Origin of the sequence: uncultured Acinetobacter sp. (assembly GCF_947624825.1) — a bacterium.
GTDB lineage: Bacteria > Pseudomonadota > Gammaproteobacteria > Pseudomonadales > Moraxellaceae > Acinetobacter.
This window is the reverse complement of record NZ_CANQLZ010000016.1, coordinates 15,432-31,799: the sequence shown is the minus strand read 5'-3', so window position 1 is coordinate 31,799 and position 16,368 is coordinate 15,432. Positions and strand designations below refer to the sequence as shown.

The window sequence follows — 16,368 nt, the reverse complement described above, 5'->3', positions numbered from 1 at the left end:
AAAACGCAGCCTAGGCTGCGTTTTTTTATTTATATAAGCTTCTTGATAAAATCCACCACCTCAACAGGATGTTCAAGCGGAAACATATGTCCGCCCTTAAACACACTATATGGAATGCCTAATTTTTGCTGAATCAGCTGCGGAAAGCCTTTTTCATTAAAAATACTGTGCTCTCCCACCACCAAATGTGTTGCTACACTTGGCTGTGGTTTGGGCTGCCAATAGCTTGATGGATTGGTTCTAAAGATATTCACCTCATCCATCTTAGCAATGCTTAGGGTCACCCCACCACGCACAGGATCATCCCTTAAAGCATGCTGTATGTAAGCTTGAAAACAATCTTCATCAAAATCTTGATAAAAGCCTTTAGAACCTAAGCTTGCGGCTGCCTGTTCACGACTGTCCCAATGATCACGACGTTTTTTGGATAAACCCGCAGGACTCAATTGATCAATCTTTTTGGGTTGCAATCGTTTTGCCAAATCTAGGGCAAAAGCGGCTTTACCGACCAACAATGGCGGATCAAGCAAAATCACTTGATTAAATAATTCAGGTCGCGCATAAGCGGCTTGCAAGGTCAATAGTGCACCTAAAGAATGCCCCAAACCAATCACAGGTCGGCCTGCGGCTTGACGCACAATACTATCAATCACTTGTTGGGTTAGACCACGCCACCCTTCATCAATTGGATAGCGTTTATCTGTGCCTAAGGCTTCGGTATAAATGACATCGTATTCATCTGATAATAAATCAAATAGCTTTTGATAAACTCGACTAGGTACACCGTTGGCATGCGCAAAATGAATTATTGGTTTCATTGTAATTTTGGATCTTGTTGTGTTTGCAATTGTTGTTGCACAGATGATGCCACACCTTGACCAATCTCGCTGCCCATTCGTCCTAAAATTGAATCTAATGGATTATGCTCAATGGTGTAATTAACCGTTTTTTCCAATTTTAGTTCACGTTTCAAGGTGTACATGCTACCGACGCGATCTGCAATACCCAATTGAACTGCCTGCTCACCTGTCCAAAATAAACCAGAGAAAATTGCAGGATCATTAGATTTAAGCTTAGTACCTCGCCCGTCTTTTACCGCCTGAATAAAGTGACCATGCACATTATCAAGTACGCCTTGTACGTGCGCTTGTTGAGCAGGATCAATGGGTTGTGTCATGGACAGTAAGGCTTTATTGTCACCTGAGGTCATGGTGCGATCTTGTACCCCTAATTTTTGCATTAAACCGTTAATGCCATAATTGGGCATAATTACACCAATTGAACCCACTAAACTTGATGGATTGACAATAATTTGATCTGCCGCAGAAGCAATATAGTAGGCACCTGATGCACCGGTATCCCCAATCACAGCATAGAGTTTCTTTTCGTTATGCTTTTGCTTTAAGTAACGAATTTCTTGCCAAATTTCATCCGATTGTACCGGTGAACCACCCGGTGAGTTAATGTTTAACACCACCGCTTTGGCTTGATTATTACTAAAAGCTCTATTTAAGGCTTTAATGGTGTTTTCACTATTGACGCTTTGTTTATCTGCGCCAATGGTCCCAATCACATCAACCACAGCAATATGCGCTGAAGTACTACCAGATACAGTCTCTGATTTACTGGCCGTTGAACAGCCTTTGCCTAAAGCCAACAACACAAATAAAATATAAGCGAAAGTCAGGCATTTAAAGAAAACGCCCCAACGGCGAGCACGGCGCTGCTCTTCTACTGAAGCCAATACTGCTTTTTCTAAGAGTTTCCATTCTTGACCTGTCGGCTGAATAGGTTGCCCACGTGTTTCATCTTGTGGTTTTGGTGGCCAATCAGACATAAAAACAACCCAAAGTAATTTAAATTGTCCTCATTATATACAATGATTTTCACCTTGCTGTCTAAACACAACATTTTCGCCTATAATAATTTTCTTCTTTTGTTGCATCTGCCCTCGCGATCACCATGCCCACTAAGCAAAATTCAACCTATCGCTTGCTGAACTTGTTCAGCCGTCAGCCGATACAGTTATCTCGTTTTGTTGCCAAAATGTTGGCAGGTTTAGTCAATCATTTAAAAATTTCTAAAACTTCAAATACCATTCGGCTCAATTTACACATCGCTTTTCCACATTTACCCGAAGCCGAGCGCGAACGAATTTGCCGAACTGCGATTCAAAATGAACTGTGTTCATATTTTGAGTTCTTTAGTATTTGGGGCGCGAGCAATCAAAAAAATATTAGCCGTATTCACAATATTTATGGCAAAGACATTTTAGATGAAGCTTTAGCTGCACAAAAAGGTGTGGTATTGGTGGTGCCACACTTTGGTACATGGGAAGTCATGAACGCATGGCTGGCACAATATACCCAAATGACCATTATGTATAAGCCTGTGAAAAATCCTGCTGCGGATCAATTTGTGCGTAATGCACGTAGCCGTGAACAAGCAAACTTAGTTCCAACCGATGAATCAGGGGTTCGGCAAATTTTTAAAGCCTTAAAACAAGGCGGTACAACTGTAATTTTGCCCGATCACACCCCTAATATTGGTGGTGATATGGTGCCGTATTTTGGTGTGCCTTTGGCATCGAGCAACTTAAGTGCCAAACTGATTCAAAAAACCAAAGCCAAAGCTATTTTATTGTACGCAATACGTAATGCAACTGATGGTTTTGATATGCACATTGAAGCCATTGATGATGCGATCTATCAAGGTAGCGCTAATGAAGGCACCCAAGTGATTCATCAAGCCATTGAAGATTTAATTGCACGTTATCCTGAACATTATCATTGGAGCTATAAACGTTTTAAGGCCAACCCTGCCTTGGGTGGTTTATATAATGTTCCAACAGCTGAGGCTTTATCGCGGATTGCAGACCTTCGCGCTGCAACCAAAGCCGCTCATGCCGCTGCGCCTGTAGCCAAAGCTGATGACTTTGATCAATCTTAAACTGTACACTGCCTTGATCAATGGTGGTCAGCAGTGGCAGATTCAATGCCTCAACACGCGCATATAGCGCTTGACTTGGATGCCCATAACGATTGGCAAAACCGGCTGAGGCCAACACCAACTTGGGCTTGTAATGCGCTAAAAAAGCATAGGCTGAACTGTTTTTACTGCCATGATGCCCAAGCACCAATACATCCACCTTAAGATGCGGACGATTGAGCAGCAGTTGATGTTCTGTGGGCCATCCAGCATCCCCCATCAATAAAAAATACCGATTAGGCTCGCCCAAATAAGTCACATACAGCACACAGGACGTTTCATTCCTTGCATTTTTAGCACCCGCCAACACTGCCTCAGGTGGTGATAACACTTCAAATTTGACCCGTTGCCATTGCCAAGTTTTGCCACCATAACAATAGTCAATTGGCAACGGCGGATGCTTTGGTTGTTCATTACTAATGAGCTGCTTAATGGCAATTTTTTGGCTCAATGCTGGATATGCACCACTATGGTCTTGATCTAAATGGCTCAGCACCAACTGATCTAAATGTTGAATGCCTTGACGCATCAAAAATGGGAAAATCACGTTTTCACCAATACTAAAACGGCCTTCATCCATACTGCCGCCAACATCGACCATCAAACTTTGTCCTTGATCACGAATTAAAATCGCTTGACCTTGACCGACATCTAATACATGTAACTCAAAATCTTGCCGTGTTGAGTCATAAAAAAATAATGGTAATAAAGCCAGCATGCCCCAAGTTTTTGGCACAATACCGCGTGGTAAAAATAACAACAGCAAGGCCAAAATCAATGCAGCCAATTGCCATACATTCATTGCCCAAGGCACTAAGCTTGGGTTTAAAAGATGATCAAGAAGGTGAAGACAACCCAGTAATAGCTTTAGTAATTGATCATTGATTTGCCACAACAACAAGCCTAAAGGTTCAAAAAACAGCCAAGTCAAACCTGCCAGAATATCCAGTGGCACCACCACAAGTCCCAAATACGGAATTGCAATTAAATTGCTTAAAGGACTGATCCATGCCACTTGTTTAAAGAAAATCAGCATCAGTGGCAATAATGCGATGAAAATTTTCCATTGCGATTCAATAAATAGTTTAATGCTGTGTAGCAGCTGTTGACGGCCACTGACCACGCGTTGATCTTGCGCCTGTATGGTTTGATAAATTCTCAGCAAAATAAAGCAAGCACCATAAGACAGCCAAAAAGCCGCCGACAAGACACTAAACGGATCAAATAACAATAAAACAGCAGCGCTATAGAGCAACAAAGTGAAGGGCTGTAATGATTGGCGTAGCAACATAAAGGCACAGGTTAAGCTGCAAATCAGTAGCGTACGTAATGCCGGAATATCAAAGCCTACACAAGCGGTATAAATTGCCACACACAGCAAAAAAGGCACAATCAATACATATTGTTTGGGCCATTTTAAATACATATCAGCTCGGTAACGCGCTAATAGCCGTTGCAAAACAAAACACAGCATAGCTGCAAAAATTAATACATGTGGGCCTGAAATAGCCAATAAATGACTCAGACCAAAACGCTGAAAATCCGCCTCGGTTTGACCATCTAAACCGCTACGATCTCCGGTCAGCAAACCCAACAATAACCCATGTTGCTGTAAAGATTGATTTTGCAAATAATCACGTACTGCCAAACGCTGTTGATCCACAGATAAACGTAATTTTGCCCAAAAGCTTGGCCGATAAGCCAATGCTGCAATGTCTGCACTCGAGAGTTTTTCTACTTGCTCGATACGCAAAAAAGCCATGATATTTTGCTGCACATACCACTTTTCTTGATCGAATGCACCTTGGGTGGCATAGCCATGTGCAGGACGAACTTGCCCTGTAACCCGATAATATTCACCTAATTGCAAAATTTCGGTTTTGGGTTGTTGCGTACGCTCATTAATTGGCGTTGAGGTTAACCACTGCACAGGTTGAGCATGTGCATTTAAAACGGTGACTTGTTGCGTCACACTACGAGGACTAGGCTGATTTAAATGATTCACATAAACAATGACTTCGGCTGCTGCAATGTGGGTTTGCCTAAGATCAAGACGTTGTTGTAATTGTTGCTGCGCATAGCTGTAACCTAAAACCACCACCAAGGCCGCCGCAAGCAAGCCATTCAATAGTTTTAAAGTGGGATGTTGTAAGATGGCGTGTACATATATTTGCACAGCTACCAAGATGATGATCACAAGCGCAAAAGCCAAACTCAGCCTTGGAAGCAGCAGCCAAGACTGTCCCATGAATGCAATACCCAACAACCATGCCAACGCGAGTCCTTGGCGCATGACCCCACATCCATTGTGATCTTTTAAATAGCATAAAGCCCACATACGTGGGCTTCAATGAAAAACAGATTAAGGGTAATTAATTGACCCACACACCATCTTGCATATGCAAAATTGAATCGGCAGCTTGGGCAAGCGCTTCATCATGGGTCACAATCAACATCCCCATATTGAATTCACGGCGTAAGTCGCTGAGTAATTCAAAAATTTTCACTGCGGTTTTACGGTCTAAATTACCGGTAGGTTCATCGGCAAGCATTAAAGCCGGTTGAGTGACTAATGCCCGTGCCATGGCCACACGTTGTCGCTCACCGCCCGATAATTCACCCGGTTGATGGGTCAAACGATGCGACAAACCCACGCGCTCAAGTAAATATTCAGCCTGTTGCTTCACTTGTTTGTAATTGGTGCCTTTACGCAGCATTAACGGCATAGCCACATTTTCAAGTGCAGTAAATTCAGGCAGCAAATGATGAAATTGATAAACAAAGCCTAAATGCTGATTACGCAAAAACCCACGTTCTGCTTCACCTAAATGATCAAAGCGCTTCCCTTGTAAATACACTTCACCACGTGTGGGTGCATCTAAGCCACCCAACACATGTAATAACGTACTTTTACCCGAACCACTCGATCCTACAATGGACACAAACTCACCGGCTTTTACACCAAGCGATAAATCTTGAATCACCTCAACATGGTTTTTGCCATCATTAAAGGTTTTATTGATGTGGCGCGCTTCTAATACAAAATTACTCATAGCGTAACGCCTCAGCAGGTTGAATTTTTGCAGCACGCAAAGCCGGATAAATCGTGGCCAAGAAGCTCAGCAATAACGATAAACTGACAATGACTGCCACATCTTGCCAACGTAAATGCGAAGGTAAATAGTTGATAAAGTAAGCATCAAATAAATTTAAACCCAAGGTATTGTTTAACCAACCCATCAATCCACTAATATTTGAGGCAAATACCACGCCTAAAATTGCTCCTGCCACGGTACCAATCACCCCAATGACCGTACCTTGCACCATAAAAATTTTGGTAATGGTACTTGGTGATGCACCTAAAGTTCTTAAAATGGCAATATCGGCTTTTTTGTCGGTCACAACCATGACCAAACTTGAGACAATATTAAACGCAGCCACCAAGACAATTAAAAATAGCAACAGGCTAACCATGGCCTTTTCCATTTGAATGGCGCTAAATAAATTACCGTGGGTATAGGTCCAATCGGAAGCGTAGAAGTTGCCCGGTAAATCCGAGACAATCTCATTGGCCACTTTAGGTGCTGCAAAGATATCATCAAGCTTCATACGTACCCCTTGTGCACCATCGGGTAGACGTAACAAAGTGGATGCATCATAAAGCGCGATATAACCCATCATAGAGTCAACTTCGGCACCAATACTAAAAATACCCACAATTTTAAAACGTTTAAAACGTGGTACAACGCCTGCCGGTGATGGTGTCGCCTCAGGCAGTACCAAAGTAATGCTATCACCCACCCCAAGACCTAAGGCATCGGTCATTTGTTTGCCTAAAACAATACCAAACTCACCTTTTTTTAAGTCATCTAAATTACCCGCCACCATATGGTTTTGAATGATCGACACTTTACGCTCGTACTCAGGCTCAATCCCTGTGACCATAATCCCAGACACTTGACCTTGTGCTGTAAGCATGCCTTGTAGTTGGGTAAAAGGGGCTGCCCCAACGACATGCTCGTTTTGCTCAACTTTTTTGGCAAGTTCAGGCCAATCTGTTAAAATTTGTGTCGAAGAGACCGTGGCCTGTGGCACCATGCCTAAAACACGATTTTTAAGTTCACGGTCAAACCCGTTCATGACGGACAGTACTGTAATCAATACGGCCACCCCAAGGGTTAAACCGATCATTGAGACCAGTGCAATAAAAGAGATAAAGTGGTTACTTCGCCGTGCGCGAGTATATCTCAACCCTATATACAGCGAGATTGGTTTAAACATACCATCTAATCCGAGGTAATAATCATGGAAAACATTCAGCCTCAACACGAAAGCAGTGAACGTCGTGTAATGTCTCGTATTGATGCCGCTTTAAGAATAAATTATCAGCTGATTTGTGAAGCTGCAGCTTTAGATGATCCATATGCTGCCAATTTCATTTTACCGCGTTATTTTTTACTGCAAGCAGAATTGGATCAGTGTGATCATGCTTTAAATACCGAACTCAGCAAACTCACTGAAAAAGATCAACATGTGGCTAAAATCTTATCCTTATTCAATCAAAAGTTAAACTTATTTTCAGGGGCATTGTACGATTCTATTGTACAAAGCGTGTTACCTGAATCTGAACAGATCAATATTTCAGAAACCGGCTTGAGTTTTTATAGTCGTGAAAAAATTAGCAAAGACAGTTATCTGCATTTGACCTTAAGCCATGCTGATAATTTCTTCCATATTGCTGCCACAGCCCAAGTGGTCTATAGCGAATTGCAAGACAATGGTCAGTACCGAAATGGCGCATATTTTGTCACTATTTTACCCAGCGACCGAGCTAAACTTGCCCAATGCATTGAACAACACAGCGCTGTTTAATGCAGCTTACGCTTTAAATTACGGCTGGCTTTAAAATCACGGTAAAAATACACTGCCAAACCCAATAGCAACACCAATGCACCTACAAATACCATCAGTGATAATTTCTCTTGATTGAGCCATGCACCTAAAAAAATGGCCAACATGGGGGTCATCACGGTGGTTAAAGACAAGGTGGTGGCTTGAACGTTTTTCACCAATTTAAAGTAGCAAAACATGGCAATCAGTGAGGCCATAATCACGGTATACAATAAAGCGGTAAAGCTTTTTAGGCTAGGCAATTGGGTCGGTAGATACTGCCAAATAAACGGTAAAATACAAATAGCAAGCAAGGTAGATACAAAAATTGAACCGGTGGCTTGTGCTACAGGCGCAACATGGGCATTAACTTTTTTGACCCAAAAAATAGATGCAGCATAACTTAAAACGCTTAACAACATCAGGCCAATACCCATAGGGTTAACACTGGCTTGCTCACCAGCAAAGCAAATTAAACCCAAACCGGTTAATGCAATTAACATCCCTAACCATTGCAAGTAATGCAGTTTTTGCCCAAATACCAACCAGCCAATTAAACCCGCCATAATGGGTGCCAGCCCAAACATCAAAGCAATCATGCCAGAGCTTAAATAAGCGGTGGCCACATAAGTAAAAAACTGTGAGCCAATTAAGCTAAAAGCGCCTGCCAAATAACTGTGCCATGCCGTTTTGCTCATCGGAAAATGCTGCCTTAAAATCAGCATTAAGCCAATGGCCAATGGCAATGCAATAAAAAAGCGCAGCACCAACGCCCACAAGGCATGTAAGTCATCGACACTCCACACAATTGCTAAAGGCGTGGTCGACCAAATAAATACCAATAAGGCATAGGTCAGCACAATATTGGTTTTGCTTAGAGGTGCCATTTAAGCAGTCTTACGTTTTTGCTTAAAAATGGTTTGTTCTAAGCTATTGGAAAATTCACGTTTATCACGCTCAGATAAAGGCGGTGGACCACCCGTTTGTACCCCAGCGCCTCTTAAAGTATCCATAAAATCACGTAAATGTAGGCGTGCTTTGACATTGGCGGTGGTATAGATTTCCCCACGCGGATGAATGGCAATCCCGCCTTTTTCAATCACTTGTGCTGCAAGTGGAATGTCTTGTGTCATCACAATATCATTCGGTTGCATACGATCTAAAATTTCTTGATCGGCTTGGTCGGCACCACTCATCACCTGAATTGAATTGATACGCACCGAAGGTCGAATGCCCACATTTTGATTGGCCACAAAAGTCACTTCTAAGTGATGACGGTCGGATGCACGAATAATCACGTCACGCAAAATTTTAGGCAATGCATCTGCGTCAACCCACAGTTTAAATGGCAGCAACTTAAATACCTTTTTACTTAAAAACAAAACCAAGTGTAGCAATAATCTTTCAGCAATTGTGGTTGATCTTTGCTTTAGCTGTAGATCAGGTTTTATCGCTTTTGGATTTTATTTGTCTAAATTTACCTCAGCTCCCTTGAAAAAACCAAATCATCCTCGATTAAATCATTTAAACCACTCAAAGTTCTATTGTGCATATGAAAAATCAAAATAGACCAGAAATGATCACCATTGAAGATCAAAACTTCGGTAGCCACGTTGAGCATTGGAATTTACTCACCGAAAATCCAAGCGACGATGTACCTGCATGGTTAGGACTTGCACTTGATGCACCAGTCATGCCAATGGGTCTATGCATGCAAGAGTGTGATATGGATGAAAATACATGGCTCATTCAAGGCCCAAAACAATCTTCTGTTCTAATTAACCAAGTGATTGATGTTGAAAATCATCGTCCTAAAAAAGTCAAAACTGCGTTTCCAAGTTTTCCAAGTCCTTACAAAATTCGCGCCCAAATTGAGCGTATTATTACTTGTAGGACCAATACCCAAGCTGTACTGCGTTTAAATTTAGGCAACAATAATATTGTCTATGCCTTTGATAATTTATATAGCGTGAATCATCATCGTTATCAGCAACAACAAGCCTATAGTGGCGAACTAAACGCATGGGCTTATGTATTAGAGGCTGTGGGTGACCATGAACAATTGGTGGTCGATGACCCTGCATCGATTAAACATCATCGTGCTTTAAATGATATTTTAGCCGCCAATGACGGTGTCGCACCGCCTAATTTGCAAGAACAAATTGATGCATGGCAGCCTCAGTCTGAACAAGATCGTGAACCTGTCACGGTTGATTTTTCTCAGATGGTGGCTTATTTATACGGCGAAACCTTAGGCCAAGAAGACGAAGCATGGTTCCAAGGTCAAGTGGTGGGTAAAACCCAGATGCAATTTATGCAGCATGATTACACCTTGTACGATGTGACTTTGTTGCGTGAAGATAATGCTGAAGCAACCTTAGTGCGTGTGGCCACCCGTGACCCCAAATATGCAAATTTTAATGTGGGACAATACATTCGCGGTAATATTTGGCTGCAAGTCAATTTGCAACACACCGCATAAAAAAAGCCCAAGTTTAAACTTGGGCTTTTTTTGACTTTAAGTTTTAAGCATTGCGTTTAGCAAAGTCATCCATAAAGTTAACCAAAGCTTGCACGCCTTCTAGTGGCACAGCATTATAAATACTGGCACGCATACCACCCACTGAGCGGTGACCTGCAAGATTAAGCAAATGCTTCGCTTCAGCTTCTGCTAAGAACTGTTTTTCAAGTTCAGGTTTTGCCAACGTAAATGGTACGTTCATAATTGAGCGGTATTCTTTGGCAATTGGGTTGGCATAAAAATCACTAGCATCAATATAACCATAGAGTAATTCAGCTTTAGCCAAATTCACTTGATGCATTGCCTCTACGCCACCTTGTTCAAGTAACCATTCAAATACCAAACCTGACAAATACCATGCATAAGTTGATGGCGTATTCACCATCGAATCATTTTTAGCTTGATCTGCATATTTTAAAATGCTTGGAATGCTGTCCATCGCTTGGCCTAACAAGTCATCACGAATAATGACCAAGGTTAAGCCTGCAGGACCAATATTTTTTTGCGCGCCTGCGTAAATTAAACCAAACTTGGTGACATCAATCGGTGCAGCTAAAATGCTTGATGATAAATCGGCAACCAATGGTTTGTCGGTTTCAGGAATATGGTTAAATTGCAAACCACCAATGGTTTCGTTATCAGCATAATGCACATAAGCGGCATCTTTTGATAAATTCCAAGTGCTTGGTTCAGAAATGGCGAGTTTGCCATCTTGATCTTGAATACCCGCTTCAACCACGTTGATGTCGCCATAACGCTTGGCTTCTTTGAGTGCTTTTTCTGACCAAATTCCCGTGTGAATATAATCAGCTTTGTTATTTTTACCTAACAGGTTTAAAGGAATCGCAGAGAATTGTAGCGATGCACCACCTTGTAAAAACAACACTTTGTAGTTGTCAGGAATGTTCATGAGCTTACGTAAGTCAGCTTCAGCTTTTTCGGCCACAGCAACATAATCTGCACTACGGTGGCTCATTTCCATAATCGATAAGCCTTTGCCTTGCCAATCGAGCATTTCAGCTTGAGCTTTTTCTAAAACGGCAGTGGGTAATGCAGCAGGACCAGCACAGAAGTTGTACGCGCGCATGATTTTTCCTTGTCAATGTGAAACACAATAGAGATGGCATTTAATCATATCTTGTGCTGACTTGCATAAAATTATTTCAATGTAAATTTTAAAATACAGTCAAAAAATCAATATAGATTCAATAGATAATTTAAATCCGTCACTTATGGCTAAGCAAGCTTGGATATTTTTTTAAAAGCACCGGTTTGATCAGTTGTGATCTACAACCGATGCATTTTTATATACCACGTGGTGATAAGAAATACTTATTCACCAAAGACTTGAATATTAATATTATTAATTTGCGTGCTGCCATTGGGGCGGTCAAAGCTGACATCGTATTGCACTAAGTTTTTTGGATAAGCAATCTCATAGCTGACTTTGTATTCTGCTTCACTTTGCATGCGTTTGCTCATTAAAGTTTTGGACTTGATGTGCTCTTTTGGAATAGCGCTTGCAAATTTCTTTAACACCCTTGGGTTTTCTTGAAAATATGCCTGTAACTTGGGATCAAGATGCTGCATAAATTGCTCAAAATTACGCGCGCTTAAATCTTGATAAGCAGCATCTGCTGCTTGTACTTGAGCTGCGCTTGGATCAGCAAGATCTTGTTGTTCTGCACAACCGACTAAACCCACAAGCGAAGCAATTGCCCATAACTTTATGTTCATGTCTTTATCCTAAAAGTAAAAAGGACGCCGAAGCGCCCTCATGTGTTAACCCAAAACTTAGTTTTGCGCAACATCTTCATTTAAAATCGCGTCTGTTTCCACAACCACTGTATCTTCAACAAGATCAATCTCATCTTCTTCTACAGCTTCAATTGCTTCTACACCCACTAAGATTTCGTCTTCCGCTAAACGGATTAAACGAACACCTTGTGCATTACGACCAGTTTGTGCCACTTCTGATGCACGGGTACGTACCAACGTACCGCCATTAGAAATAAGCATTAACTCTTTGCTTTGATCAATGGCAACTGCACCCACCAACTCACCATTACGCTCTGAGGTTTTAATGGCAATAATGCCTTTACCACCACGTTTTTTGGTTGGGAAATCATCAACAGGGGTACGTTTACCAAAACCATGAGCCGAAGCACACAGCACTTCACCTGTTTCAGGCACCACTACAAGCGAGACAATACGACTGACAAATGCGCTTTCGCCGTCTTCATCATCTTGCTCAAGCTCATCTTCGGCATCGTCAAGCGTCGCACCAATGGTGACACGCATACCACGTACACCACGCGCTGAGCGACCCATAGCACGTACATCAGTTTCTGCAAAACGAATCGCTTTACCTTCATTAGAGAACAACATAATTTGTTGCTCGCCATCGGTAATTGCAACCCCAATTAAGGTGTCTGCTTCGTTTAACTCAATCGCACGTAGACCATTTGAACGCACGTTACTAAATTGATCAAGCTCAACACGTTTAACTGTACCTGACGCTGTTGCCATAAATACAAAATAGTTTTTACGCAAATTTAACGTTTGTGCAGCAAACTCAGCAAACAATGCATCATCAAATTCAGCAGTTTCGGCATCAAGTTCAGTGCTTAATGTTTTTAATACCAAACGTAATTCGTCTGACAATTCATCGCTGTTGTCATCAAAATTAGTTAATGCTTGGCTTAAATCATCAAACTGAGTTGCCACCACTGCATGTTGTTGTAACTTGGCTGCATTGTTGGTCACAAAGGCTTTAAATTCAGCAATACGCACTTTAAATTTCTTCGGTGCATCAATGACCGGTAAAATTGCAGTAATGCTCTCGCCTGCTTCAAGCGGCAATAAGTTTACAATCGGGCGACCTTTAGCACCACGCGAAGCTTGTGGCACTTCAAATACGCGTAAGCGATACACCTTACCGACATTGGTAAAGAACAACACTGTGGCATGATTGGAGGTGACAATTAAATGACGAATATGATCATCATCTTTCATGCTCGTGGCTGATTTACCACGACCACCACGACGCTGTGCTTGATAATCTGACAACGGCTGAGTTTTGGCATAACCTGAATGTGAAACTGTGAGTACCACTTGCTCTTCAGGAATTAAATCTTCACGTGAAAAATCCACGCGCGATTCAACAATTTGGGTACGACGTTGGTCACCATATTGTTGAATGATCATCGCCAATTCTTCACGAATCACCGTCATTAAACGATTAAAGTCATTTAAAATGTCGGTTAAGTCGGCAATTTGCGCCAAAATCTCTGAATATTCAGCTTGTAATTTGTCTTGCTCTAAACCGGTTAAACGGTGCAAACGCAACTCTAAAATTGCCGCTACTTGCGCAGGTGATAAACGATACACTGCATCATTTAAACCAAATGGACGGTTTGGATCTTCGCCTTCAATTTCATCAGGACGAATCGACACAGAACCTGCTGCATCTAGCAAAGCTTGTACACCACCGGCTTGCCATTCACCCGCTTGCAACAATTCGCGTGCTTGAGCCGGATTGGCTGATGAACGAATGGTTTCAATAATTGAATCAATATTGGCCAAAGCGACCGTTAGACCTTCTAAGATATGCCCACGTTCACGTGCTTTACGCAATTCAAACATGGTACGACGTGTCACCACTTCTTGGCGATGACGGATAAATGCCGCAATAATATCTTTTAAGTTCATCAATTTTGGCTGACCATTGTCAAGGCAAACCATATTGATGCTAAATGAGTTTTCTAATTGCGTATTTAAGAATAAGTTATTGACCACAACTTCGGCGTTTTCACCGCGTTTAAGATCAATGGCAATACGCATACCGTCTTTATCAGACTCATCACGTAATTCAGAAATACCTTCAAGTTTTTTCTCTTTAACCAATTCAGCAATACGCTCAATGGTTTTGGCTTTATTGACTTGATACGGAATTTCAGTAAAGACGATGGTGGTACGACCGGTTTTTGCATCTTCTTCAAAGTGGTATTTACCACGAATATGCAAACGACCTTTACCCGTGCGATACGCATCGACAATGCCTGATTTACCATAGATGATACCACCTGTTGGAAAATCTGGACCTGAGATGTGCTCCATCAAGCCTTCAATCGAGATATTCGGGTCATTGGCATAAGCAAGACATGCATTGACCACTTCGGTCATGTTATGCGGTGCCATATTGGTTGCCATACCAACAGCAATACCGGTTACTCCATTAATGAGCAAGTTCGGTACACGCGTTGGCATGACTTGAGGAATACGCTCAGAGCCATCGTAGTTATCTTCCCACTCCACCGTGTCTTTTTCTAAATCAGACAACAATTCATGGGTGAGTTTTTGCATACGCACTTCGGTGTAACGCATGGCAGCTGCCGAGTCGCCATCGACCGAACCAAAGTTACCTTGGCCATCGACCAATTGATAACGTAAGCTAAACTCTTGTGCCATACGAACAATGGTTTCGTATACAGCAGAATCACCGTGTGGGTGATATTTACCGATCACATCGCCGACAACACGGGCAGATTTTTTATACGCTTTGTTATAATCATTGCCCAGTTCGTGCATAGCGAATAGCACACGACGATGCACAGGCTTTAGACCATCTCGAACGTCTGGTAATGCACGAGATACAATCACACTCATAGCATAATCGAGATATGAACTTTTCAGCTCATCCTCAATGGCAATCGGTCTAATTTCCGATACGCTCATGCATACTCCTTATTATACAAGCCCAAATCAGACTTATATTTATCTCTTAAATCTTGCACACTTTTAGCTTAAAAAATATAAGCTAAAATCTAAAAATCAGCCGTAAATTATAGCATAAAAATGCGCTATTGCGCTGATGCCAACGTGCTTAATTTTGCTTAATTTAAGCGATTTGGAGTATCGCTTTTAATGTGCTTTTAGCGCAGGATTTTGTGCTTTAAATTTTATAAATTAGCAGGTCTTTTACATAAAAAAAGCCCCTGTAAAAACAGAGGCTTTTTTTTAATACTTGGTCAAATTAGATCTTAGAAACTAATTCAGGTACCACAGTATTTAAGTCGCCCACTAACCAGTAGTCAGCCACTGCATTAATTGGTGCTTCTTCGTCTTTGTTGATTGCAACAATAACTTTAGAATCTTTCATACCCGCCAAATGCTGAATCGCACCTGAGATACCCACTGCAATATACAAATCTGGTGCAACGATTTTACCCGTTTGACCCACTTGCATATCGTTTGGTACAAAGCCTGCATCTACAGCAGCACGAGATGCACCTTGCGCTGCACCTAATTTGTCTGCTAATGGGTCTAAAATTGTGTGGTAGTTTTCACCTGAACCCACACCACGACCACCTGATACCACAATACGTGCAGCAGCAAGTTCAGGACGCTCAGATTTTACAATTTCTTCGTTAATGAAGGTAGAAACACCAGCATCACCCGTTGTAGCTACCGCTTCAACTGCCGCAGAACCACCAGTTGCCGCTACAGGATCAAATGCTGTACCACGCACTGTACCCACAACGATAGACTCTGAAGACTCTACGGTTGCAATCGCGTTACCTGCATAGATTGGACGCTTGAAAGTATTTGCAGATTCAACCGCAATAATATCTGTGATCATGCTCACATCAAGTAAAGCCGCTGCGCGTGGCAATACGTTTTTACCTGAAGTGGTTGATGCTGCTAAAACGTGTGAATAACCTTGTGCCACTTGAGCCACAAGTTTCGCTACGTTTTCAGCCAATTGGTTGGCATAGACTGCATCATCAGCAAGTAATACTTTGCTTGCGCCTGCAACTTGTGCTGCTTGGTCTGCAACCGCTTGCGCGCCTGAACCTACAACCAATACCGCAACCTCACCACCGATTTTTTGTGCTGCAGCAACAACATTTAAAGTAGCAGCATTAAGCGCTTTGTTGTCGTGTTCAGCAATAACTAAAATAGCCATG

At 42.0% G+C, this 16,368-nt stretch carries 13 protein-coding genes and 1 pseudogene; 3 read left to right on the top strand and 11 right to left on the bottom strand.

Annotated features, from left to right (window positions below):
* Positions 1-29: 29 nt before the first annotated feature.
* Both Q0017_RS05415 and sppA read right to left on the bottom strand, forming a co-directional pair.
* On the bottom strand, positions 30-818 hold the full coding sequence (locus Q0017_RS05415; protein ID WP_298143805.1) for an alpha/beta hydrolase: 789 nt from the start codon (positions 816-818) through the stop codon (positions 30-32).
* A complete protein-coding gene (gene sppA / locus Q0017_RS05410) occupies positions 815-1,837 on the bottom strand; it encodes a signal peptide peptidase SppA (RefSeq protein ID WP_298143802.1) in 1,023 nt (340 codons plus the stop codon). The genes Q0017_RS05415 and sppA overlap by 4 nt, the downstream gene beginning before the upstream one ends.
* A 125-nt stretch (positions 1,838-1,962) precedes the next feature.
* Here sppA and Q0017_RS05405 point away from each other — a divergent pair, with 125 nt between their 5' ends.
* Positions 1,963-2,949, top strand: a complete 987-nt coding sequence (locus tag Q0017_RS05405) for a lysophospholipid acyltransferase family protein (protein WP_298143800.1) — start codon at positions 1,963-1,965, stop codon at positions 2,947-2,949.
* Positions 2,950-2,971: 22 nt separating this feature from the next.
* Here Q0017_RS05405 and Q0017_RS05400 read toward each other — a convergent pair.
* From Q0017_RS05400 to Q0017_RS05390, 3 genes and pseudogenes are all read right to left on the bottom strand, one after another.
* Positions 2,972-5,236: pseudogene (locus tag Q0017_RS05400) on the bottom strand (DNA internalization-related competence protein ComEC/Rec2); the annotation flags it as partial.
* Positions 5,237-5,360: 124 nt separating this feature from the next.
* On the bottom strand, positions 5,361-6,041 hold the full coding sequence (lolD, locus tag Q0017_RS05395) for a lipoprotein-releasing ABC transporter ATP-binding protein LolD (protein ID WP_298143797.1): 681 nt from the start codon (positions 6,039-6,041) through the stop codon (positions 5,361-5,363).
* Positions 6,034-7,269 (bottom strand): lipoprotein-releasing ABC transporter permease subunit, encoded by a 1,236-nt coding sequence (locus Q0017_RS05390; RefSeq protein WP_298143794.1) that lies wholly within the window; start codon positions 7,267-7,269, stop codon positions 6,034-6,036. The genes lolD and Q0017_RS05390 overlap by 8 nt, the downstream gene beginning before the upstream one ends.
* Before the next feature lie 24 nt (positions 7,270-7,293).
* Between Q0017_RS05390 and Q0017_RS05385 the strand changes: the two genes are divergently transcribed.
* Positions 7,294-7,860 (top strand): PilZ domain-containing protein, encoded by a 567-nt coding sequence (locus tag Q0017_RS05385; RefSeq protein ID WP_298143791.1) that lies wholly within the window; start codon positions 7,294-7,296, stop codon positions 7,858-7,860.
* On the opposite strand, the gene Q0017_RS05380 is transcribed toward Q0017_RS05385, so the two are convergent.
* Together Q0017_RS05380 and Q0017_RS05375 are read right to left on the bottom strand one after the other, a co-directional pair.
* Positions 7,857-8,765 (bottom strand): EamA family transporter, encoded by a 909-nt coding sequence (locus Q0017_RS05380; protein ID WP_298143789.1) that lies wholly within the window; start codon positions 8,763-8,765, stop codon positions 7,857-7,859. The genes Q0017_RS05385 and Q0017_RS05380 overlap by 4 nt on opposite strands.
* On the bottom strand, positions 8,766-9,233 hold the full coding sequence (locus tag Q0017_RS05375; protein WP_298143787.1) for a YaiI/YqxD family protein: 468 nt from the start codon (positions 9,231-9,233) through the stop codon (positions 8,766-8,768). It lies immediately after the preceding gene.
* A gap of 197 nt (positions 9,234-9,430) precedes the next feature.
* On the opposite strand from Q0017_RS05375, the gene Q0017_RS05370 reads away from it, so the two are divergent.
* On the top strand, positions 9,431-10,360 hold the full coding sequence (locus tag Q0017_RS05370) for a hypothetical protein (RefSeq protein WP_298143784.1): 930 nt from the start codon (positions 9,431-9,433) through the stop codon (positions 10,358-10,360).
* A gap of 43 nt (positions 10,361-10,403) precedes the next feature.
* Here the strand turns inward: Q0017_RS05370 and serC are convergent, their stop codons facing one another.
* The 4 genes from serC to Q0017_RS05350 form a co-directional block, all read right to left on the bottom strand.
* On the bottom strand, positions 10,404-11,486 hold the full coding sequence (gene serC, locus Q0017_RS05365) for a 3-phosphoserine/phosphohydroxythreonine transaminase (RefSeq protein WP_298143781.1): 1,083 nt from the start codon (positions 11,484-11,486) through the stop codon (positions 10,404-10,406).
* A gap of 245 nt (positions 11,487-11,731) precedes the next feature.
* Positions 11,732-12,136, bottom strand: coding sequence for a DUF3887 domain-containing protein (locus Q0017_RS05360; protein ID WP_298143778.1), 405 nt, complete (start codon positions 12,134-12,136; stop codon positions 11,732-11,734).
* A 57-nt stretch (positions 12,137-12,193) separates the two neighbouring features.
* Positions 12,194-15,136, bottom strand: coding sequence for a DNA gyrase subunit A (gene gyrA, locus Q0017_RS05355; RefSeq protein WP_298143775.1), 2,943 nt, complete (start codon positions 15,134-15,136; stop codon positions 12,194-12,196).
* A 298-nt stretch (positions 15,137-15,434) separates the two neighbouring features.
* The gene (locus Q0017_RS05350; protein ID WP_298143772.1) at positions 15,435-16,367 is read right to left on the bottom strand and encodes an FAD-binding protein; all 933 of its coding nucleotides are present in this window, start codon (positions 16,365-16,367) and stop codon (positions 15,435-15,437) included.
* Position 16,368 lies beyond the last annotated feature (1 nt).

Bases quoted from the DNA above. Each gene is read 5' to 3' on its own strand.
- lolD (WP_298143797.1), bottom strand. From the start codon at position 6,041: ATGAGTAATTTTGTATTAGAAGCGCGCCACATCAATAAAACCTTTAAT.
- sppA (WP_298143802.1), bottom strand. From the start codon at position 1,837: ATGTCTGATTGGCCACCAAAACCACAAGATGAAACACGTGGGCAACCT.
- Q0017_RS05390 (WP_298143794.1), bottom strand. From the start codon at position 7,269: ATGTTTAAACCAATCTCGCTGTATATAGGGTTGAGATATACTCGCGCA.
- Q0017_RS05385 (WP_298143791.1), top strand. From the start codon at position 7,294: ATGGAAAACATTCAGCCTCAACACGAAAGCAGTGAACGTCGTGTAATG.
- serC (WP_298143781.1), bottom strand. From the start codon at position 11,486: ATGCGCGCGTACAACTTCTGTGCTGGTCCTGCTGCATTACCCACTGCC.
- gyrA (WP_298143775.1), bottom strand. From the start codon at position 15,136: ATGAGCGTATCGGAAATTAGACCGATTGCCATTGAGGATGAGCTGAAA.
- Q0017_RS05405 (WP_298143800.1), top strand. From the start codon at position 1,963: ATGCCCACTAAGCAAAATTCAACCTATCGCTTGCTGAACTTGTTCAGC.
- Q0017_RS05350 (WP_298143772.1), bottom strand. From the start codon at position 16,367: ATGGCTATTTTAGTTATTGCTGAACACGACAACAAAGCGCTTAATGCT.
- Q0017_RS05415 (WP_298143805.1), bottom strand. From the start codon at position 818: ATGAAACCAATAATTCATTTTGCGCATGCCAACGGTGTACCTAGTCGA.
- Q0017_RS05380 (WP_298143789.1), bottom strand. From the start codon at position 8,765: ATGGCACCTCTAAGCAAAACCAATATTGTGCTGACCTATGCCTTATTG.
- Q0017_RS05360 (WP_298143778.1), bottom strand. From the start codon at position 12,136: ATGAACATAAAGTTATGGGCAATTGCTTCGCTTGTGGGTTTAGTCGGT.
- Q0017_RS05370 (WP_298143784.1), top strand. From the start codon at position 9,431: ATGAAAAATCAAAATAGACCAGAAATGATCACCATTGAAGATCAAAAC.